Source organism: Nitratireductor sp. J20-h4 (assembly GCF_056780505.1).
Map to the genome: position 1 here is coordinate 1,245,259 of NZ_CM165557.1, position 18,303 is coordinate 1,263,561.

Annotated in this window: 21 protein-coding genes and 2 tRNA genes; 11 read left to right on the top strand and 12 right to left on the bottom strand. The window is 65.9% G+C overall.

Translation table 11 applies throughout. The annotated features are described in order from the left end of the window. Nucleotides 1-29: 29 nt before the first annotated feature. From ACT2B0_RS06055 to ACT2B0_RS06075, 5 genes are all read right to left on the bottom strand, one after another. Nucleotides 30-518, bottom strand: a complete 489-nt coding sequence (locus ACT2B0_RS06055) for a molybdenum cofactor biosynthesis protein MoaE (protein WP_473462527.1) — start codon at nucleotides 516-518, stop codon at nucleotides 30-32. A 4-nt stretch (nucleotides 519-522) separates the two neighbouring features. Next, on the bottom strand, nucleotides 523-774 hold the full coding sequence (moaD, locus tag ACT2B0_RS06060) for a molybdopterin converting factor subunit 1 (protein ID WP_473462529.1): 252 nt from the start codon (nucleotides 772-774) through the stop codon (nucleotides 523-525). Between the two features lie 10 nt (nucleotides 775-784). Further along, a complete protein-coding gene (gene pgsA / locus ACT2B0_RS06065) occupies nucleotides 785-1,372 on the bottom strand; it encodes a CDP-diacylglycerol--glycerol-3-phosphate 3-phosphatidyltransferase (RefSeq protein ID WP_473462531.1) in 588 nt (195 codons plus the stop codon). 104 nt (nucleotides 1,373-1,476) lie between these two features. Beyond that, on the bottom strand, nucleotides 1,477-3,486 hold the full coding sequence (gene uvrC, locus ACT2B0_RS06070) for an excinuclease ABC subunit UvrC (protein WP_473462534.1): 2,010 nt from the start codon (nucleotides 3,484-3,486) through the stop codon (nucleotides 1,477-1,479). Next, on the bottom strand, nucleotides 3,483-4,247 hold the full coding sequence (locus tag ACT2B0_RS06075) for an SDR family oxidoreductase (protein WP_473462536.1): 765 nt from the start codon (nucleotides 4,245-4,247) through the stop codon (nucleotides 3,483-3,485). Before ACT2B0_RS06075 ends, uvrC begins: the two co-directional genes overlap by 4 nt. 389 nt (nucleotides 4,248-4,636) lie before the next feature. Here ACT2B0_RS06075 and ACT2B0_RS06080 point away from each other — a divergent pair, with 389 nt between their 5' ends. Both ACT2B0_RS06080 and ACT2B0_RS06085 read left to right on the top strand, forming a co-directional pair. Continuing rightward, nucleotides 4,637-4,897: a hypothetical protein gene (locus tag ACT2B0_RS06080; protein ID WP_473462537.1), complete on the top strand. Its 261-nt coding sequence runs from the start codon at nucleotides 4,637-4,639 to the stop codon at nucleotides 4,895-4,897. Nucleotides 4,898-4,912: 15 nt separating this feature from the next. Then, nucleotides 4,913-5,296 carry an outer membrane protein gene (locus ACT2B0_RS06085; RefSeq protein ID WP_473462539.1) on the top strand — a complete coding sequence of 128 codons (384 nt, stop codon included), beginning with the start codon at nucleotides 4,913-4,915 and terminating at the stop codon, nucleotides 5,294-5,296. Nucleotides 5,297-5,473: 177 nt separating this feature from the next. Here ACT2B0_RS06085 and ACT2B0_RS06090 read toward each other — a convergent pair whose 3' ends face one another. Together ACT2B0_RS06090 and ACT2B0_RS06095 are read right to left on the bottom strand one after the other, a co-directional pair. After that, nucleotides 5,474-6,076 (bottom strand): glutathione S-transferase family protein, encoded by a 603-nt coding sequence (locus ACT2B0_RS06090; protein ID WP_473462542.1) that lies wholly within the window; start codon nucleotides 6,074-6,076, stop codon nucleotides 5,474-5,476. 56 nt (nucleotides 6,077-6,132) lie between these two features. Then, nucleotides 6,133-6,552: a hypothetical protein gene (locus tag ACT2B0_RS06095; RefSeq protein WP_473462544.1), complete on the bottom strand. Its 420-nt coding sequence runs from the start codon at nucleotides 6,550-6,552 to the stop codon at nucleotides 6,133-6,135. A 147-nt stretch (nucleotides 6,553-6,699) separates the two neighbouring features. On the opposite strand from ACT2B0_RS06095, the gene ACT2B0_RS06100 reads away from it, so the two are divergent. After that, entirely contained in the window at nucleotides 6,700-7,125 is a 426-nt protein-coding gene (locus ACT2B0_RS06100; RefSeq protein WP_473462546.1) for a nuclear transport factor 2 family protein, read from the top strand. 4 nt (nucleotides 7,126-7,129) lie between these two features. On the opposite strand, the gene ACT2B0_RS06105 is transcribed toward ACT2B0_RS06100, so the two are convergent. Then, entirely contained in the window at nucleotides 7,130-7,996 is an 867-nt protein-coding gene (locus ACT2B0_RS06105; RefSeq protein ID WP_473462549.1) for a 23S rRNA (adenine(2030)-N(6))-methyltransferase RlmJ, read from the bottom strand. 112 nt (nucleotides 7,997-8,108) lie between these two features. On the opposite strand from ACT2B0_RS06105, the gene ACT2B0_RS06110 reads away from it, so the two are divergent. After that, nucleotides 8,109-10,217 (top strand): molybdopterin oxidoreductase family protein, encoded by a 2,109-nt coding sequence (locus ACT2B0_RS06110; protein WP_473462551.1) that lies wholly within the window; start codon nucleotides 8,109-8,111, stop codon nucleotides 10,215-10,217. A 14-nt stretch (nucleotides 10,218-10,231) separates the two neighbouring features. Here ACT2B0_RS06110 and ACT2B0_RS06115 read toward each other — a convergent pair whose 3' ends face one another. The 3 genes from ACT2B0_RS06115 to purM form a co-directional block, all read right to left on the bottom strand. Next, a complete protein-coding gene (locus ACT2B0_RS06115) occupies nucleotides 10,232-10,693 on the bottom strand; it encodes a DUF1801 domain-containing protein (protein WP_473462554.1) in 462 nt (153 codons plus the stop codon). Nucleotides 10,694-10,755: 62 nt separating this feature from the next. Further along, complete coding sequence (gene purN, locus ACT2B0_RS06120) at nucleotides 10,756-11,472, bottom strand: phosphoribosylglycinamide formyltransferase (protein WP_473462557.1); 717 nt, start codon at nucleotides 11,470-11,472, stop codon at nucleotides 10,756-10,758. Continuing rightward, nucleotides 11,469-12,533: a phosphoribosylformylglycinamidine cyclo-ligase gene (gene purM / locus ACT2B0_RS06125; RefSeq protein WP_473462559.1), complete on the bottom strand. Its 1,065-nt coding sequence runs from the start codon at nucleotides 12,531-12,533 to the stop codon at nucleotides 11,469-11,471. Before purM ends, purN begins: the two co-directional genes overlap by 4 nt. Nucleotides 12,534-12,771: 238 nt before the next feature. On the opposite strand from purM, the gene ACT2B0_RS06130 reads away from it, so the two are divergent. The 6 genes from ACT2B0_RS06130 to ACT2B0_RS06155 all read left to right on the top strand — a co-directional run bounded on the left by ACT2B0_RS06130 (nucleotide 12,772) and on the right by ACT2B0_RS06155 (nucleotide 15,904). After that, nucleotides 12,772-13,329: a CDP-alcohol phosphatidyltransferase family protein gene (locus ACT2B0_RS06130; protein WP_473462561.1), complete on the top strand. Its 558-nt coding sequence runs from the start codon at nucleotides 12,772-12,774 to the stop codon at nucleotides 13,327-13,329. Continuing rightward, a complete protein-coding gene (locus ACT2B0_RS06135; RefSeq protein ID WP_473462564.1) occupies nucleotides 13,301-14,434 on the top strand; it encodes an AI-2E family transporter in 1,134 nt (377 codons plus the stop codon). Before ACT2B0_RS06130 ends, ACT2B0_RS06135 begins: the two co-directional genes overlap by 29 nt. A 10-nt stretch (nucleotides 14,435-14,444) precedes the next feature. Beyond that, on the top strand, nucleotides 14,445-15,152 hold the full coding sequence (gene hdaA, locus ACT2B0_RS06140; RefSeq protein WP_473462566.1) for a DnaA regulatory inactivator HdaA: 708 nt from the start codon (nucleotides 14,445-14,447) through the stop codon (nucleotides 15,150-15,152). A gap of 84 nt (nucleotides 15,153-15,236) precedes the next feature. Continuing rightward, nucleotides 15,237-15,313: transfer RNA gene (locus ACT2B0_RS06145), tRNA-Pro, on the top strand. 169 nt (nucleotides 15,314-15,482) lie between these two features. Then, complete coding sequence (locus tag ACT2B0_RS06150; RefSeq protein WP_473462567.1) at nucleotides 15,483-15,788, top strand: ETC complex I subunit; 306 nt, start codon at nucleotides 15,483-15,485, stop codon at nucleotides 15,786-15,788. A gap of 39 nt (nucleotides 15,789-15,827) precedes the next feature. Then, nucleotides 15,828-15,904, top strand: a tRNA-Arg gene (locus tag ACT2B0_RS06155). Nucleotides 15,905-16,018: 114 nt separating this feature from the next. Here ACT2B0_RS06155 and ACT2B0_RS06160 read toward each other — a convergent pair. Further along, nucleotides 16,019-17,206: a cystathionine beta-lyase gene (locus ACT2B0_RS06160; protein ID WP_473462570.1), complete on the bottom strand. Its 1,188-nt coding sequence runs from the start codon at nucleotides 17,204-17,206 to the stop codon at nucleotides 16,019-16,021. Between the two features lie 206 nt (nucleotides 17,207-17,412). Here ACT2B0_RS06160 and ACT2B0_RS06165 point away from each other — a divergent pair, with 206 nt between their 5' ends. Further along, nucleotides 17,413-18,234: a phosphatase PAP2 family protein gene (locus tag ACT2B0_RS06165; protein ID WP_473462572.1), complete on the top strand. Its 822-nt coding sequence runs from the start codon at nucleotides 17,413-17,415 to the stop codon at nucleotides 18,232-18,234. Nucleotides 18,235-18,303: the final 69 nt, after the last annotated feature.

Here is an 18,303-nt window from a genome sequence, read left to right on the forward strand (position 1 = left end):
GAAACTTCGCGCTTATGATTAAACTCCGCTTAGCGCCCGGGGGTGGGCTGACCTTGCCAGCGCCGCGTGGCCGCGTCGTCGATGTCGCGCGCCTCTACCCAGCCACCCTCGGAACCGTCGCTACGGTATTCCTTCTTCCAGAACGGAGCGCGTGTCTTCAGAAAGTCCATGATGAAGGCCGCCGCGTCGAAGGCGGCCTGGCGGTGCCGGGAGGCGGCAAGCACCAAGACGATGTTCTCGCCGGGGCGGATTTTTCCGTGACGGTGAATGACGGTGAGCGCGTTTAGCGGCCAGCGTTCGGTCGCCTGGCGGGCGATACGGCGGATTTCGGCTTCGGCCATGCCGGGATAATACTCCAGTTCGAGCGCGGCCAGCGTGCCCGCCTCGTCACGGCACAGGCCGCTAAAGGTGACCAGCGCGCCGATATCGCTGCGGCCCGCGGACAGCGCCGCACTCTCTTTTGCGAGGTCGAAATCCTCGCGCTGGATGCGCACGGCCGGGTCGATCGGGGCGCTCATCGCCTTACCCGCCCGTCATCGGCGGAAACAGCGCGATCTCGCGGGCACCCTCGATGGGCGCGTCGTGGGCGACATGTTCCTGATTGATGGCGACGCGGATCGCCGAGGCGTGTTTGAGGGCGGTTTCGTATCCCTCGCCGCGGCCGGCGAGCCAAGCGAGCAGATCGGCCACGGTGACGATTTCATCGGGCAGGTCGAGCTCTTCCTCGGCGTGTCCGATTCGCTCGCGCACCCAGGCGAAATAGACCAGTTTCATGGCGCGGGCCTCAATCGATGATGTGTTTCAAACCGGCGCGGAAATAATCATAGCCCGTATAAAGCGTCACCAGGGCCGAAATCCACAACAGCGTGATGCCGATCTCGACCGTATAGGGCAGCACTTTCGCCCCCGCCGGCCCGGCCAGCAGGAAGCCGATCGCGACCATCTGGATGGTGGTTTTCCATTTTGCCAGCCGTGTCACCGGCACGCTCACCTTCAGTTCGGCCAGATATTCGCGCAGACCCGAAACCAGAATTTCGCGACACAGGATGATGATCGCCGCCCATAGGGACCAGCCATGGATGGTGCGCGCGGGATCGGCGGCGAGCAGAAGCAGGCAGGTCGAGACCAGTAGCTTGTCGGCGATCGGGTCGAGCATCCTGCCGATATTGGAGGTCTGCTGCCAGATGCGCGCCAGGTAGCCGTCCAGATAGTCGGTCATGCTGGCGGCCATGAACAGGCCGAGCGCGCTCCAGCGGGCGAAGTCGCTGGAACGCAGGCGGCCCTCCAGGAAAAAGCACAGAACGATCAGCGGTACGGCGAGGATGCGTCCGTAGGTCAGGATGTTCGGCAGGTTGAAAGCGCGGTTGGACATGAAATGACAACACCGTTGAACCCGCCCACTCAAACCAGAAGCGGGCGCTCGCGGTCAACATCGCGGAAAGGAAGCGCATGCACAATGGGCCAAGGCGACGCGGGTCAACCCCTGTCGTGGAAGTGATCGTAAATTTGCCTCGCCATGGCCTCGGAAATGCCGTCCACCGTCAGCAGATCCTCAACGCCGGCGCGACTCACGGCCTTTGCGGTGCCGAAATGGTGCAGCAAGGCGCGTTTGCGGGCCGGTCCTATGCCGCCGATCTCGTCGAGCGGGTTCTTCACCATCTCCTTCTTGCGCCTCGCCCGGTGCGAGCCGATCGCGAAGCGGTGCGCCTCGTCGCGCAGCCGTTGGGTGAAATAGAGCACCGGATCGCGCGGCGGCAGCATGAAGGGCGGGCGCCCCTCGACGAAAAACCGCTCGCGCCCCGCCTCGCGGTCGAGCCCCTTGGCGACACCGATCGCGGTGACGCGCTCGGCAATGCCCAGTTCGGCGAAGACGGCGCGCACGGCATTCATCTGGCCCTGGCCGCCGTCGATCAGCACCAGGTCCGGCCAGGCCGGCAGACCGTCAGCCTGGTCCAGCGTTTCAGCATCGGCCTCGGCACCGTCCGGCTGTTCCTTCAAGAGTCGGGCGAAGCGCCGCTCGATCACCTCGCGCATCATGCCGAAATCGTCGCCTGGCGCGATGTCGGTCGAGCGGATGTTGAACTTGCGGTAGTGGGCCTTGGCAAAGCCCTCCGGTCCGGCGACGATCATCGCGCCGACGGCGTTTGTGCCCATGATATGGGAATTGTCGTAAACCTCGATGCGCCGGGGTGGGGTTTCGAGCCCGAAGGTCTCGGCCAGCCCCGCCAACAGGCGCGTCTGTGACGAAGTTTCGGCCAAACGGCGCCCGAGCGCCTCGCGCGCGTTTTGCAGCGCGTGATCGACCAGATCCTTCTTTTCGCCGCGGCGCGGAACGCCGATCGTGACCTTGCGGCCGGCCTTGGCGGACAAGGCCGCGGCCAGCAATTCCTGCTCTTCGACCGCGTGGGTGAGCAGGATCGCGCGCGGGCAGGGCTTGTCGTCGTAGAACTGCGTCAGAAAGGCGCCGAGCACCTCTTCCGGGCCGAGGCTGGGGTCGGCCTTGGGAAAATAGGCGCGGTTGCCCCAGTTCTGGCCGGTGCGGAAGAAAAACACCTCGATGCAGCTTTGCCCGCCTTCCTGGTGGATGGCGAACACATCGGCCTCCTCGACCGAGTGCGGATTGATGCCTTGATGGCTCTGGACATGGCTGAGCGCCGAGAGCCGGTCGCGCAGCACCGCCGCGCGCTCGAAATCGAGCTGTTCGGCGGCTTCCTGCATGGCCACCGAAATCTCGGCCTTCACCTTCTGGCTGCGTCCGGACAAAAAGGCCTTGGCCTCGTCCACCAGCGCGGCGTAACCCTCGTCGCTGATCTCGCCCGTACACGGCGCCGAGCAGCGTTTGATCTGGTGGAGCAGGCAGGGACGGGTGCGGCTTTCGAACACGGAATCGGTGCAGCTTCTCAGCAGGAAGGCCCGCTCCAGCGCGTTGATCGTGCGCCCGACCGCGCCCGCCGAGGCGAACGGGCCGAAATACGCGCCCTTGCGCGAGCGCGCGCCGCGATGCTTGAAGATGCCGGGCGCGCGATGGTCGCCGGTGATCAGGATGTAGGGGAAGGACTTGTCGTCGCGCAACAGCACGTTGAAGCGCGGTCGCAGACGCTTGATCAGATTGGCTTCCAGCAGCAGCGCCTCGATCTCGGTGCGCGTAACGACGAATTCCATCGCCGCGGTCTCGCGCGCCATGCGGGCGATGCGGTTGGTATGGCCGCGCCCCAGCGCGTAGCTGTTGACCCGCTTTTTCAGGTTGCGCGCCTTGCCGACGTAGAGCACGTCTCCGGCCGCGTTCATCATCCGGTAGACACCGGGCGCGTTGGGCAACCGCTTGACGAATTCGCCGATCAGTTCGAGGCCGCTCTTTCCGGCAGTGTCCTGCGCGCCGGAGGTCCAGTCGATCGGCCCGCCGGCAATCGTGCGCGGCACGGCGCTCGCCTCGTCGCCGCCTTCATTGGCCCGGTTGTTCGGGTCGGGATCGTGCTCGGATGTCATTCGCGCATGCCTGTCACGTCGGGTGTCTGCCAGGCAAGATGCTGGCCGCCGTCGAGCGCGATCATCTGGCCGGTGATCGACGGCGTTTGCCATAGATAGCGGATCGTGGCGCCGAATTCCGTCAGCAGAGGACCGTGTCCGAGCGGCAGGGCGTCGGTCTGGGCGCGAAAGTCGGAGACGGCCTGGCGCGCGTTCTTCAGTGTCGGGCCGGGGCCGATCGCATTGACCCTGACGCGCGGTGCCAGCCCCTGGGCCATGGTGCGGGTGGCCGTCCACAGGGCCGATTTCGACAGCGTGTAGGAGAAGAACTGTGGTGTCAGCTTCCAAACCCGCTGGTCGATGAGGTTGACGACGAGACCGTCGCTGTCGGCGGGCAATCTCCTTGCCATGGTCGAGGCCAGCGCCACCGGCGCCTTCAGGTGCAGGGCGAAGTGCCGGTCCCATCTTTCCCAGTCGGGATCGGCCGGACTGTCGTCATCGAAGGCCGAGGCGTTGTTGACCAGCAGGCGCACCGGCCCGAGCGCATCGGCGGCCGCGGCGATCAACCCGGCACCGGCCCCGGGGGCGCACAGTTCCGCCGGCAGCACGACCGCTTTTCCGCCTGCTCTTCCGATCTCGTCGGCGAGCCGGTCGGCATCCTCGCGGGAGCGGTTGCAGTGGATCGCCACGCCAAAGCCGTGGGCGGCGAGGTCCTGGATGATCGCCGCGCCGATACGTCTGGCGCCGCCGGTGACTAGGGCAACCGGCCCGTTTCTGGCCATGGGTGCGTTCACTCCCGTTAACACCGCCGAAATATATGCGGCAAAATTGCGATTGAAAGGCACTCTCTCGCCGCGGCCGCCTTCCGGCATATTGATCTACCAGGGCGATGCGGCAAGATTGCGCGAGAGGGTTATGTAATCATTTCAGCAGCATAAAGACCCGTTCTGAATCATTTTCTGTACCTTGCCGGCCGCCTGTTGCTGAAACGTCACGTCAAATTTCGGCCGCATAGCCGCCAGCCAATGACCAGATTTTCGGTGCCTTTCAGCCAGATTCAAACACGACATTCGCCGCAGCCGGACCCGCCCGTTCCTCCCACACGGTCCGGCGCGCGTTCATGCGGGGGAAGCGGTTCCGTTTTCCGCCGAGTGACCAAGGAGAGAATCTGATGCGTATCAATATCATCCACACCCGCTCGTTCGCCGCCGCGATTGGCGCCGTCGCCCTGTTGGGCGTTGCGTCGGCCCAGGCCGCCGATGTGATCGACCAGACGCCGGTAGCGCCGCTGCCGGTCGAAGAAGTGCCGGTTTACACCTGGTCCGGCGGTTATGTCGGTGCCTATGGCGGCTACGGCTTCAGCGGCCGGACCCGCGCTCCCGGCAATTCCATCAATACCGACGGTTTCCAGGGTGGCGCCTTCGGGGGCTAGAATGTTCAGGACGGCATGTTCGTTTACGGTGCGGAAGCCGATATCGGTTACAACGGCAACGAGGGTACCAATGCCGGCCTGACATCGCAGTCGGGCGTCGACGGCACGCTGCGCGCCCGCCTTGGCGTCGCGTTGAGCGACCGTGTGCTGGTTTACGGTACCGCCGGTGGTGCCGCGGGCAGGCTCGAAGTGTCCGATGCCACGACCTCCGACACCAACACCATGCTCGGTTGGACCGCCGGCGTCGGCACCGACATCAAGCTGACCGAGCAGATTTTCGCGCGCGGCGAATATCGGTATGTCGACTATGGCGACAAAAACTTTTCGCTTTCGGGTGGTCCGACCTCGATCGATGCCAGCGAAAACAAGGTTCTGTTCGGTCTCGGCATGAAGTTCTGAGCCGGACCGCAGCACGTAACCAAGAAAGACCGGCCGGGCGTTTCGCGCCCGGCCGTTTTTGCGCCGGGCCGGCATGGAGCCAACGGCATGTGTGGTTTCCGGGCGAGGGCGCCGGCAATGAGGGCGCGCGCCTATCCCGGCCGGCCTGGAGGGCATCCGCCCGCTGTCCCGACAGCGCTACGATGCGGCAGGCAGCAGCGTCACCAGGTCGGGATGTTTGGCGTCGAACCGTTTCATCCAGTTCTTCAGCCTGGTCCGCCCGCGCATCCAGTCGGTGCCGAAACGCAGTTCCAGATAGCCGAGCACCGCCCTGAGCGCGATATGGCCGCAATGGATGCGCCGTCCAAGCTTTGGCGGCTCGGCATTCAGCCGGTCGAGCGCCCGCTCCACCTTCGCCCATTGCCGATCGAGCCAGGGCTGGTGCACCTTGTCCGGCGGATGGAAGCGCCGCTCGTAGACATGGGCCAGCAGGCAGTCGGTGATGCCGTCGGCCAGCGCCTCCATGCATTCGGCCTCGGTTCGCTTGACCGCATTGCGCGGAAAGACCGCGTTTCGGGAGATCCGGTTGAGATATTGGGTGATCGCGCGGCTGTCGTAGAGCGCGAACCCGTCCTCGGTCAAAAGCACCGGGATCTTGCCCAGCGGATTGGCGTCGATCAGAAGCTCGGGTTCCGCGCCGGTGTCGACCGGTACCGCCTCGAACGGTACCTGCGCCAGCGTGGCGGCCATGCGAACCTTGGCCGAATAGGGCGAGGGTGGGGCGTAGAGAATGCGGATCATGATGAAGTGGCCTTGTGCAACATGTCCTCGAGACGACTTCTTGCGCGTACGGGCGCTCAGCGCACGACCCGGCAGCGCCCGTTATAGACCTTCCAGCGGTCAAAGCCCGAGACGCAGAACTCCACGCCGTCGCCGATGCCGGCAAATCCCATTCCGTCTTCGATCAGGTACCAGACGGTTCGCCGGCGCCCGTCGGACAGAACCGCCGTCGCCCCGCAATAGCGCCGCGCGATCGGCCGGTTCTCCCGCCAGGGCAGGTAACGCCGTTCGTGCACGCGCCGGAAGTCGACGATCTCGACATCGGGCAGATGCGGCACGTGACGGACCTGATGGCGGAATTTCGCGGTGATGCGCGACAGGACCGCGTCGTCGCGGCAGGCGCGCGGCGCGAGATCGTGCGCGCTGGCAGAAGCGGCCCAGAAAGACAATCCCGCAAGCAGCGACAGCGCGAAACCGAGGCGGACGGGACGGACCATGCTCGTTACTCCGAGTCGGGCGGGACGGGAGACGCACTGTGATGAATAGCCGTGGCCCGGTCAAGTTGCAGCGGCCCGTGTTGTCGCACTCGGCCGTTGTGATAGGCTCGCAACGGGTGGTTTTGCGCAGAAGGGCTGGGGGACGCGATGACGGAACCGGCATCGGCCGTGCTGGAGCGTCTGTTTCGGGCGCTCGAGGCCCGGGACAAGCAGGCGGCCTTGGCCTGTTTTACCGAGGACGCCCGGCTGTTCGATCCGCATTATCCCAGTCCACAGATGAATGGGCGCGCCGAAATCGAGGCCGGCCTCGACTGGGGATTGTCGGTCATGCAGCGGTTCGGCTTCACGACCATTCACCTGTTCGAGGGACGGGACGCGGTAAGCGGCGCGGTCGAAATCGACACAAATCATGTGCTGAAAAACGGCCAGGCGCTCAACTTTCCGCAGGTCTTCGTCTTCGAGACCCGCGATGGGCTGATCTCTCGCCTGCGCGCCTACGAGCCCTACGGGCCGAACGGTCTGGGCGGCCTCTTTCTCGGCTTCGCCCGGCTGCGGCGCAAGCTGTTCGGCTGACGACTCAGTCCGTTTGCGCCGCGTCCTCGCCAGCCAGATGCTCGATCCGCCACGACGCGGTGTCGTTCTCGGCGAGCAGTACCGCCAGCGTCGGCAGGATGGTCCGCAACTCCTCCTCCAGCAGAAAAGGCGGGTTGACGACGACGAGGCCGGACCCGTCGAGCCTCGGTTCGGGGGAGGGGCCGCGCACCGACAAGGAGACGTCGAGGATGCGCGCAATTCCGGCGTTGCGCAGGCGCTCGTGAAAGCGCGCCACCGCCGCGTGATCCTTGATCGGATACCACAGCGCATAGATGCCGCCCGGCCAGCGCCGATAGGCCTTGGCCAGGCCGTCGACGATGCGGTCAAATTCGCCCTCGCGCTCGAACGGCGGATCGACCAGAACCAGCCCGCGCTTTTCCTTCGGCGGCACATGCGCGCCGAGCGCCAGCCATCCATCGAGTTCGAGGACCCGCACCTGGTAGTCGCCGTCGAAGCGCGTTTTCAGCGCGAACGCCTCCTGCGGCTGCAGTTCGATCGCCGTCAGCCGGTCGCGGGCGCGCAGCAGGTGGCGGGTGATCTCCGGCGAACCCGGATAAAACCGCAGCGGCTCGGCCGGGTTGAGCGCCGCCACGGCCTCCAGATAGGGCGCAAGCAGGCTTTTCGCCGGCTCGGCGAGATCCGCCTCCAACACTTTGACGATGCCGGAGCGCCATTCACCGGTCTTCCGCGCCGCCTCGGAGGAAAGATCGTAGAGACCGGCGCCGGCATGGGTATCGATCACCCTGAACGGTTTGTCCTTGCGCTTGAGATAGACGAGGATGCGCGTCAGTACCGCGTGTTTGACCACGTCGGCGAAGTTTCCCGCGTGATAGCCGTGGCGATAGTTCATGTACTCAACCCGTATTCACGACGCACCGCCATCGGCATCGCCGATCGGGTGGATCAGTTCTTTTTCGCCGGGATGGCTGTCGCCCAACGTCCAAACCCTGTAGTTTTGCGGCATGAACCAGCACGCCAAGATAGCGATCGGCCACACGGCCTGCCCGCACGACTGCCCCTCGACCTGCGCGCTCGACGTCGAGCTTCTCGACAGCGGCCGCATCGGCCGCGTGCACGGCGCGCGCGACAACACCTACACTGCCGGCGTGATCTGCGCCAAGGTCGCGCGTTACGCCGAACGCGTCCACCATCCCGACCGGCTTTTGAAGCCGCTGGTGCGTGCCGGCGCCAGGGGCGAGGGCGCTTGGAAGGAGGCGAGTTGGGAGGCCGCGCTCGATCTGGTGGCGGAAAAGTTCCTCGCCGCCGAGGCGCGTTTCGGCAGCGAGACGGTCTGGCCCTATCAATATGCCGGCACGATGGGGCTGGTGCAGCGCGATTCTATCCATCGTCTGCGTCACGCCAAGAAATATTCCGGCTTTTTCGAATCGATCTGCACCAATCTCGCCTGGACTGGTTTCGTCATGGGCGCGGGCGCGCTGCGCGGCACCGATCCGCGCGAAATGGCGAAATCGGACTGCGTCGTCATCTGGGGCACCAACGCTGTCGCCACCCAGGTCAACGTCATGACCCACGCCGTTCGCGCCCGCAAGGAACGCGGCGCCAGGATCGTGGTGATCGACGTCTACGACAACGCCACCATGAAGCAGGCCGATCTCGGCCTCGTGCTCAGGCCGGGCACCGATGGCGCACTCGCCTGCGCGGTCATGCATGTCCTGTTCCGCGACGGTCATGCCGACCGGGCCTATCTGAAAAAATACACCGACGATCCGGCCGGGCTCGAGGCGCATCTGGCTTCGCGCACGCCGCAATGGGCTGCCGCGATTACCGGCCTCACGGTTGCCGAGATCGAGACCTTCGCCCGGCTGGTCGGCACCACCAAACGCAGCTTTTTCCGCCTCGGTTACGGTTTCGCGCGCCAGCGCAACGGCGCCGTCAACATGCATGCCGCCCTGTCGATCGCCGCCGTCACCGGCGCCTGGCAGTACGAGGGCGGCGGCGCCTTTCACTCCAATTCGGGCATTTTCAGGCTCGACAAGACATTGTTGGAGGGGGTGAAACTTGCCGATCCGCGCATCCGCATGCTCGACCAGTCGCAGATCGGGCGCATCCTGACCGGCGACGCCGAGGCGCTGCGCCACGGCCCGCCGGTCACCGCGATGCTGATCCAGAACACCAATCCGGCCAATGTCTGCCCCGAGCAGCGGCTGGTAAAACAGGGTTTCCTGCGCGAAGACCTGTTTACCTGCGTGCACGAGCAGTTCATGACCGAAACGGCAGCGCTTGCCGATGTCGTCCTGCCGGCGACGATGTTCCTTGAGCATGACGACATCTATCGCGGCGGCGGCCATCAACACATCATCCTCGGCCCGAAACTGATCGATCCGCCCGCCGGGGCGCGCCCCAACCTTTACGTTATCGAGGAGCTGGCCGAACGACTCGGTGTCGCCGACCGTCCGGGCTTCGGCATGAGTGCGCGCGCCCATATCGACGTCATGCTGGCCAAGCGCGGCCTGGGCGATTTCGACGCTCTCGCCGGCGAGCGCTGGGTGGACCTGCAGCCGGATTTCGATACAGCCCATTTCCTGAACGGGTTCGGACACCCGGACGGGAAATTCCGCTTCCGGCCCGACTGGACCGGCACGGCCGCGCCCGCCAAGCCGCCGAAAACGCTTGGCGCCTTCGGGCCGCATGAGCGGCTGCCGGATTTTCCCGACCATCTCGGCGTGATCGAGGAGGCGGACGCGGCGCATCCCTTCCGGCTGGCGACCTCGCCGGCGCGCTCGTTCCTGAATTCGAGTTTTTCCGAAACGCCGAGCGCGAAAAAGCGGGAGGGGCGGCCGGAAATCATGCTTCATCCAGACGACGCCGCCGAAATCGGCATAAAAGACGGCGAACGGGTCGAGATCGGCAATTTACGTGGCGAGATCGTGCTGCACGCCAGACTATTCGATGGCGTGAAGCGTGGCGTCGCTGTCGCGGAAGGGATTTGGCCCAACGCCGCGCATGAGCGCGGCGAGGGCATCAACGTCTTGACCGGCGCCGATGCGCCCGCGCCCTATGGCGGGGCGGCGTTCCACGACAATCGCGTGTGGATCCGGCCGGCCGGCTGAGCTTTACTTCGCCGTCAGTCGGCCGACGCCGCCCTTCGCCCGGAGCCGGCATTGCGCTTGCGCTGGTGATAGGTCAACGCCAGTTGCACGCAATGGCGCAGTTCCGCCTCCGGCGGCGCGTCGTCCATCCCGAAATGGAGGGCGCGGTTGTCGACGCAGCGCAGCGTCGACGGATAGAGCTCCGAAAAGCGTTCCACCAGGCCGGTATGGCAGATGAAGTAGAGCGCGTACCCGTCCTGGCCGCGCAGCGCCCCCAGACGAACCGTGCTGCCGCTGCCCGAGCGGCGGGTCAGATAGGCCGGCTGGCCCCATTTCAGCGTCTCCTCGAGCGCGCCGACGCCTTCGGTGGTCGCTGCGGTCTCCAGGATGAGGCGCCGGAGCGCCAGCAGCCGGCCTCGCAGGGCGGGCGGCCACGCCGCGAAGACCGCGCGCACGGCATCGTCGGCGATCGGCGGCGTTGTCGTCGTGTCGGCCATCGACCCTCGTTTCCGGCACCGCGCGATCGGGCGCGGCCCCTGCTGTTCCGCGGCCCTGCGCCTCAGGGCGTGAAGCGGGCCAAATGTTCCACATCGGCAATCGCGGCGGGAGCGGACTGCGGCGGCGCGGGCGAAAAAAGCCGTGCCTGCGGATCGCCGTCCTCGGTGCCGGAGAACACCGCCCTGCCGTCGCGCATCGACACCTGGCCGCGCGCGACCATCCCAAGGGCCATCGCATAGAGCTTGTGCTCGGCCAGAAGCACGCGCACGGCAAGCGACTCCTCGCTATCGCCCGACAGCACCGGCACCGCCGCCTGGGCGATGATCGGGCCGTCATCCATGGCCTCGGTGACGAAATGGACGGTGCAACCGTGGACGCGCACGCCTTGTAAGAGCGCCCGGCGATGTGTGTGGAGGCCCGGAAAGGCCGGCAGCAGGGACGGGTGGATATTGATCATCCGACCTTCCCATGTCGCCACGAAGCGGGGCGTCAAGAGCCGCATATAACCGGCCAGGCACACGATGTCGGGTTTGCATTCGGCCAGCGCGCGGCCGATCTCGGCCTCGTGCGCGGCCCGGTCGGCATGGTCGCGATGCGGGATCGCGACGGTTTCGATACCGTGTCCGCGCGCGATCTGAAGGCCGGCCGCGTCCGGCTCGTTGCTGATCACCGCGACGATCTCGGCCGGGAAGTCGGCATCCGCCGCCGCCGCGATCAGCGCTTCCATGTTGGAGCCGCGTCCGGAGATCAGGATGGCGACACGCCGGCGCGCCCTCATAACGCGATCGTCCCGCGATAGATCACGCCGCCGTCGCGCCGCGGCACGATGCGTCCGATCGAGGTCACGGTTTCGCCGGCCTGGTTGAGCACGGCGGCGACCTGAGCGGCCTGGCCGGCCGCCACCACGGCGATCATACCGATTCCGCAATTGAAGGTGCGCAGCATTTCTTCCTCGGCCACGCCGCCCTCGCGCTGCAGCCAGCCGAACACCGGCGGCGCGTCGATGGCTTCCAGGTCGATCTCGGCCGACCAGTCGTCGGTCAGCACACGCGGAATATTGTCGGGAAAGCCGCCGCCGGTAATGTGGGCGAGCGCCTTGATGCCGTGCGTGCCGCGCACCGCGTTCAGCAGCGGCTTGACGTAGATCCGGGTCGGTTCAAGCAGCGCCTCGGCCAGCGTCCGCTCGGTCGCGAACGGGGCCGGCGCGTCCCAGGCGAGGCCGGCCTTGTCGACGATCCGGCGCACCAGCGAAAAGCCGTTCGAATGCACGCCCGACGACGACAGGCCCAAAATCATGTCGCCCTCGGCGATGTCGTCGGTCGGCAGCAACTGGCCGCGTTCGGCCGCCCCCACCGCAAAGCCCGCCAGATCGTAGTCGCCGTCGCGGTAAAGGCCCGGCATCTCCGCGCTTTCTCCGCCGATCAGCGCGCAGCCGGCCTGGCGGCAGCCGGCCGCGATGCCCGCCACGATCGCTGCGCCCTGGTCCGGGTCGAGCCGGCCAGTGGCGAAGTAGTCGAGAAAAAACAGCGGTTCGGCGCCCTGCACAACCAGGTCGTTGACGCACATCGCCACCAGGTCGATGCCGACCGTGTCGTGGATTCCGGCCTCGATCGCCACTTTCAGCTTGGTGCCGACCCCGTCATTGGCCGCCACCAGCACCGGGTCGCTGAAACCGGCCGCCTTCAGGTCGAACAGGCCGCCGAAACCGCCGATCTCGCCGTCGGCGCCCGGCCGCCGGGTGGAGCGCACCAGCGGCTTGATCTTGTCGACCAGGGCGTTGCCGGCGTCGATGTCCACGCCCGCTTCGGCGTAGGTGAGACCGTTCTTGCCCTGGCTCATGGCGCTTCCCGTCGCTTCGGCCGCCGGCGCTGCCGCCGTCGGACCCAGTCAGCCGGCTCTTCGCATGAAGCCGCCCGGGCTGCAAGGCCGCACCGCCCATGCGCATGGGCGCTGTCAACGGTTTGTCCTTGGCAGAGCACCGTCCCGGCCGCCTTGCGTTGGCCCTGCCGGCTTGAAGGCCGGGGCGAAACCGTCCATCTATCCGCATGAGATATCGCGGCCGGGCCGGAGAGCCATCGTGACCATACCAAATGTGATCACCATCCTGCGCCTTTTTCTTGTGCCGGCCGTGGTGTTTGCGCTTTTGAGCGACAACATGGAGTGGGCGCTGGCCGGTTTCGTGATTGCCGGCGTGTCCGACGGGGTCGATGGCTTCATCGCCCGGCAGTTCGACCAGCGTTCCGAACTCGGCGCCTATCTCGACCCGATGGCCGACAAGCTGCTTTTGGTGTCGGTCTTTCTCGTGCTTGGCTATATGGGCGAGCTGCCCTTGTGGCTGGTGATCGCGGCCGTCTCGCGCGACGCGCTGATCGTCGCGGCTGTGCTGTTGTCCACGATCATGGCCAATCCCGTCGAGGTCAAACCGCTTTTCGTGTCCAAGGCCAATACCGCCGTTCAGATCGTGCTGGCGGCGCTGGTTCTGGCGGAACTGGCCTTCGACGATCATGCCGGCGCGCTGCGCGGCGCACTGGTGATTGTCTCGGGCCTCTTGACCCTGGCTTCCGCCGCGGCCTATCTCGTGGCTTGGCTGCGGCACATGAACGATTATGGCGAAAGCGCGAACCCAGGCGAGTGAGAACCACAACGAGGCGTACCGCATCGCGGCCGCGTCGCTGCGCCGTCAGGTACTGTTCTGGCTGATCGCGGCGGCGCTGCTGATCCTGTTCCTGCTCATTTTCAGCTCCATCCTGCTGCCCTTTGTGGCCGGCATGGTCTTGGCCTATTTTCTCGATCCCGTCGCCGACAAGCTGGAAAGCTACGGTCTGTCCAGGCTTGCCGCCACCATCGTCATCCTGATCGGGTTTCTGCTTGCCTTCGTGCTGGCGCTGATGGTGATCGTGCCCATTCTGGCGACTCAGCTCGCCGATTTCGGCGCCAAGCTGCCGGACTATTTTTCGCGTCTCCAGGCGCTGGTCATGAACATCGACCCGGCCTGGCTGGAACGCACGATCGGCGTCAATTCGCAAAGCCTGCGCGAGGCGCTGAGCTCGTTGATCAGCTCCGGCGCCGGCTTTTTGACCGGGCTGTTCCAGTCGCTGTGGTCGTCGGGCATGGCGATCATCAACATTGCCGGCCTTCTGGTCGTCACCCCGGTGGTCGCCTTCTACATGCTGCTCGACTGGGACCGGATGATCGAGACCGTCGACGGTTGGGTGCCGCGCGAGCATGTCGGCACGGTGCGCCAGCTCGCCACCGACATCAACACCGCCACCGCCGGCTTCCTGCGCGGGCAGGGCACCTTGTGCCTCATCCTCGGCGTCATGTACGCGGTCGGCCTGACGGTGGTCGGGCTCAATTTCGGGCTTCTGATCGGCCTGGTCGCCGGGTTGATCAGCTTCATTCCCTATATCGGCTCTCTGGTCGGTCTGACGCTGTCGGTCGGGGTCGCCTTCGTCCAGTTCTGGCCGGATTGGATGATGGTCGCCGCCGTCGCCGCGATATTCTTCGGCGGCCAGTTCATCGAGGGCAACATTTTGCAGCCCAAGCTGGTCGGCAAGAGCGTCGGCCTGCATCCGGTCTGGCTGATGTTCGCGCTGTTTGCCTTCGGCACGCTGTTCGGCTTCGTCGGCCTTTTGATCGCCGTTCCGGCCGCCGCCGCGGTGGCGGTGCTGGTTCGCTTCGCGCTCGCCCGCTACCTCGCCTCGCCGATGTATCGGGGCCATGGAACGCCCGGCGAGTGACCGGCCGGCTTTGACGATGTCCGCTACGCCTCCACCCCGGCAATTGCCGCTCGATCTCGGCCATCGGGCCGAATATTCGCGCGATCACCTGATCGTCTCGGCCGCCAACGAGGCCGCGGTCGCCATGATCGACCGCTGGCCGGACTGGCCCGCGCCGGTGGTCGTGCTGGCCGGGCCCACCGGGTCGGGAAAGACGCATCTGGCCAGGATCTGGATGGCGCGGGCGGCCGCTCTCGCGCCCGCCGTCGGCGACATCGCCGCGGTCGACCCGTCCCTGCTCGCCGAGCGCCCCATCCTGGTCGATGGCATCGCGCCCGGCGCCTTCGACGAGACGGCGCTGTTTCACCTGATCAACTCAGTGCGCGCGGCCGGGTCGAGCCTGTTGCTGACCTCGCGCCATTTCCCGGCCGCCTGGGGCATCGGGCTTGCCGATCTCAACTCCCGCCTGAAGGCGGCGACGCTGGTCGAGATCGGCGAACCGGACGATATCTTGCTTGCCGGGGTGATTACAAAACTGTTCGCCGACCGTCAGGTCGAGATCGAGCGCCATGTCGTGCACTATCTGATCGCCCGCATCGAGCGTTCGCTGTCGACGGCCAACCGGGTGGTCGAGCGGCTCGATCGCGCCGCGATGGAGCAGAAATGCCGGATTTCGCGGGCGCTGGCGGCCCAGGTGATCGGTGCCATGGACGCCGGGCAGGGCGGGCTCGACCTGTGAGCGCGGCAGGCCGCGGGCCGCGCCGCTGCAAAAGCGGTTGCGGTCGGCGCGCGACCTGTGTATCCCACGGCCTCCGTCGGGTCGCGGAGCGTAGCGCAGCCTGGTAGCGCATCTGGTTTGGGACCAGAGGGTCGCAGGTTCAAATCCTGCCGCTCCGACCATTTTTCACCGGTACGACCCGGGAGCCTGACCGCCGCTTATGCCGGGACCGGGACGTCGGTCGCGCCGCGCCCGGGCAATCGCGCGCCACACGGGCTTGGCAAACGGCCTGATTCTGGCTAGGGCAGTGCCGACAGTCGCACATACGTCAGAAAAAAGCAGGAAACACCGATGTCAGCCCGCATCTACAGCCCGGCCAAGACCGCCATGCAGTCCGGCAAGGCCAAGACCGGACGCTGGATTCTCGAATTCGAGCCCGAAAAGCCGCGCAAGATCGATCCGCTGATGGGCTATACCAGCTCGGCCGACATGAAAAGCCAGATCAAGCTCTCTTTCGAGACGCGCGAAGAGGCGATCGCCTATGCCAAGAAAGAGGGCGTGGCCTTCCGCGTCGAGGAGCCGAAGGAACTGCGCCGGCGCCAGATTTCCTATGCGGAAAATTTCCGCTATGACCGCAAGACGCCCTGGACGCATTGAGGCCTCCAGGCTGCGTGCGGTGCGGCCGTGCGCCGCGACGGTCCCGTAGCTCAGCTGGATAGAGCACCGGCCTTCTAAGCCGATGGTCGCAGGTTCGAGTCCTGCCGGGATCGCCAGTTATTTCATTGTCCGACCCGGAGACATGGGTAACAGTCTGTACCTAAGACATGGGTGACAACCTCGTGGCGAACGGGTTGCCGATTATCTGCAAACGCCCGCCGTTTCAGCCCTCAGCCCGATCCGGCCGCCGCCGCCAGCCCGCGTTCGAGGTCGGCCCTGATGTCGGCGACGTCCTCGAGCCCGATCTGCAGCCGGATCAGCGGGCCGCCATAATCTTTCTTCGCCACCGTGCGGTCGCCGAGCCAGACATGCACGGCGAGGCTTTCATACCCGCCCCAGGAATAGCCAAGCCCGAACAGGGTCAGCGCGTCGAGAAAGGCATGCGCCTTTTCCGTGCCGCCGCCATCGAGCACGATCGAGAAAATCCCGCTCGCACCGGAAAAGTCGCGTTTCCAGATCGCGTGGCCGGGATGGCTTTCAAGACCGGGATGCAGCACCTGGGCGACGCCGTCGCGGCCTTCCAGCCAGTGCGCCAGGTCAAGCGCGCTCTGCTGGTGGCGTTCGAGCCGCACGCCCATCGTGCGCAGGCCGCGCAGCACCTGGTAGACGTCGTCGGGGCCGGCGCAGGCGCCGAGTGTGTGGTGGGTCGCAAGCAGTCTGGGCCAGTGTTCCTCATTGGCCGACACGGTGCCAAGGAGCAGGTCGGAATGGCCGGCGGGATATTTGGTCGCGGCATGGATGGAGATGTCGACGCCGTGCTCGAGCGGGCGGAAATAAACCGGCGTCGCCCAGGTGTTGTCCATCATCACCACCGCGCCCCATTGCTTGGCCGCCTTGGCGATCGCGGGAATGTCCTGCATCTCGAACGTGTTGGATCCCGGCGCCTCGGTGAACACCACACGGGTGTTGGACTTCATCAGCGCGGCGATGCCCGCGCCGATCTCCGGTGCGTAATATTGCACCTCGACGCCGAGCCTGGTCAGCATCGTATCGGCGAAATTGCGGGTCGGATGGTAGACCGAATCAACGATCAGCACATGGTCGCCGGCCGACAGGAAGGCGAGCAGCGGCACCGTCACCGCCGCCAGGCCGGAGGGTACGACGATTGTGCCGGCCGAACCCTCGAGCGCGTCGACCGCCTCGGCCAGCGCGTCGCTGGTCGGCGTACCGCGGGTGGCATAGGTGTATTTCTGATTGCGCGAGGCCATCGTCGCCGCGTCGGGAAAAAGCACGGTCGAGGCGTGCACGACGGGCGGGTTGACGAAGCCGAAATAGTCGCGCGGATTGTACCCGCAACGGGTCAGCAGCGTGTTGATGCCCGGTGTCGGCGTCTTGGGTGTCGGCGTCTTGCTGCTCATCGGTCCTCGCATCGTTTGCGGCGGACAAAGCCATAATCGTGGCACCCGCGCGAGGCAATATCGCAGACCGGCTGGGCCAAGGATTGTTGCCGCCTGGCCGGCCCGAAACCGTCAAAGCTTGTCAGATCCGCGCCGATTGGTGCATTGCAGGCCGGGCGCGGGCGGCGACCGTCTGGCGCGCACTGGCAAAGCGGGAAAGTAAACGTATGGCACGAGGCGTTGGCGGCTATTGGGCCTATCTGCGCGAGGCGCATGACCGGTTCTGGGCGCCGCCGCTCAGGCAGGACGGCGCGTCGGCCTGGTCGAACCGCATGACGCTCGTCGCGCTCCTCGGTGTCTACGCGATCTTCCTGCTGCATTTCCAGGATTCCGCCCTGATCGGCTATGTGCGCAGCACCAGCCCGGCCTTCGTCGACCTCAGCACCAGGTTCACCGACGTCGCCAAGTCGACGGTCTATCTCGTCACCGCGCTGGCCGTGTTCCTGCTGGCCGGCGTGGTGGACTGGCGCCGGGCCGAGCGGAAATGGAAGCCGGTCTGGGCGAAGCTCTCGGGCCAGGCCGGTTTCGTGTTTCTCGCCATCGCGGTGTCCGGCCTGCTCACCAACCTGGTCAAGCTCATCGTCGGTCGCGCGAGGCCGAAATTCCTCGACACGCTCGGGCCGGCCTATTTCGATCCGTTTTCGCCCGGTTACGATTTCGCCTCCTTCCCGTCCGGCCACGCCCAGGTGGCCGGCGCGCTGACGATGGTCTTGCTCTTGTGGTTTCCGCGCGCCGCCGTCGCGGTCCTGCCACTCGGGGTCATCCTGGCCTCGATGCGCATCGGTGTGGCCGCCCATTACCCGACTGACGTCGTCGCCGGCTTCCTGGTGGGAACGCTCTACACGCTGTTTCTTGCGCGTTGGCTGGCGTTGCGCGGCATCGTCTTTCGCCTGTTGCCGGGGCGTTTTTGGCCCCGTCCGCGGTTCCGCAAAGCCTTCAGAGGCGTGTGGACGCGGCGGGAACGCGCCGGGGTGTCGTCTCGCGGATGAGTTGTAGGGGGCAAGTTGCGCCAAAAACCGCTTCGAAGCCCCTCCGGCGGGCCCTATTCCAGCCATTTA

Bases quoted from the DNA above. Each gene is read 5' to 3' on its own strand.
- ACT2B0_RS06055 (WP_473462527.1), bottom strand. From the start codon at position 518: ATGAGCGCCCCGATCGACCCGGCCGTGCGCATCCAGCGCGAGGATTTC.
- moaD (WP_473462529.1), bottom strand. From the start codon at position 774: ATGAAACTGGTCTATTTCGCCTGGGTGCGCGAGCGAATCGGACACGCC.
- pgsA (WP_473462531.1), bottom strand. From the start codon at position 1,372: ATGTCCAACCGCGCTTTCAACCTGCCGAACATCCTGACCTACGGACGC.
- uvrC (WP_473462534.1), bottom strand. From the start codon at position 3,486: ATGACATCCGAGCACGATCCCGACCCGAACAACCGGGCCAATGAAGGC.
- ACT2B0_RS06075 (WP_473462536.1), bottom strand. From the start codon at position 4,247: ATGGCCAGAAACGGGCCGGTTGCCCTAGTCACCGGCGGCGCCAGACGT.
- ACT2B0_RS06080 (WP_473462537.1), top strand. From the start codon at position 4,637: ATGCGTATCAATATCATCCACACCCGCTCGTTCGCCGCCGCGATTGGC.
- ACT2B0_RS06085 (WP_473462539.1), top strand. From the start codon at position 4,913: ATGTTCGTTTACGGTGCGGAAGCCGATATCGGTTACAACGGCAACGAG.
- ACT2B0_RS06090 (WP_473462542.1), bottom strand. From the start codon at position 6,076: ATGATCCGCATTCTCTACGCCCCACCCTCGCCCTATTCGGCCAAGGTT.
- ACT2B0_RS06095 (WP_473462544.1), bottom strand. From the start codon at position 6,552: ATGGTCCGTCCCGTCCGCCTCGGTTTCGCGCTGTCGCTGCTTGCGGGA.
- ACT2B0_RS06100 (WP_473462546.1), top strand. From the start codon at position 6,700: ATGACGGAACCGGCATCGGCCGTGCTGGAGCGTCTGTTTCGGGCGCTC.
- ACT2B0_RS06105 (WP_473462549.1), bottom strand. From the start codon at position 7,996: ATGAACTATCGCCACGGCTATCACGCGGGAAACTTCGCCGACGTGGTC.
- ACT2B0_RS06110 (WP_473462551.1), top strand. From the start codon at position 8,109: ATGAACCAGCACGCCAAGATAGCGATCGGCCACACGGCCTGCCCGCAC.
- ACT2B0_RS06115 (WP_473462554.1), bottom strand. From the start codon at position 10,693: ATGGCCGACACGACGACAACGCCGCCGATCGCCGACGATGCCGTGCGC.
- purN (WP_473462557.1), bottom strand. From the start codon at position 11,472: ATGAGGGCGCGCCGGCGTGTCGCCATCCTGATCTCCGGACGCGGCTCC.
- purM (WP_473462559.1), bottom strand. From the start codon at position 12,533: ATGAGCCAGGGCAAGAACGGTCTCACCTACGCCGAAGCGGGCGTGGAC.
- ACT2B0_RS06135 (WP_473462564.1), top strand. From the start codon at position 13,301: ATGGCGAAAGCGCGAACCCAGGCGAGTGAGAACCACAACGAGGCGTAC.
- ACT2B0_RS06150 (WP_473462567.1), top strand. From the start codon at position 15,483: ATGTCAGCCCGCATCTACAGCCCGGCCAAGACCGCCATGCAGTCCGGC.
- ACT2B0_RS06160 (WP_473462570.1), bottom strand. From the start codon at position 17,206: ATGAGCAGCAAGACGCCGACACCCAAGACGCCGACACCGGGCATCAAC.
- ACT2B0_RS06165 (WP_473462572.1), top strand. From the start codon at position 17,413: ATGGCACGAGGCGTTGGCGGCTATTGGGCCTATCTGCGCGAGGCGCAT.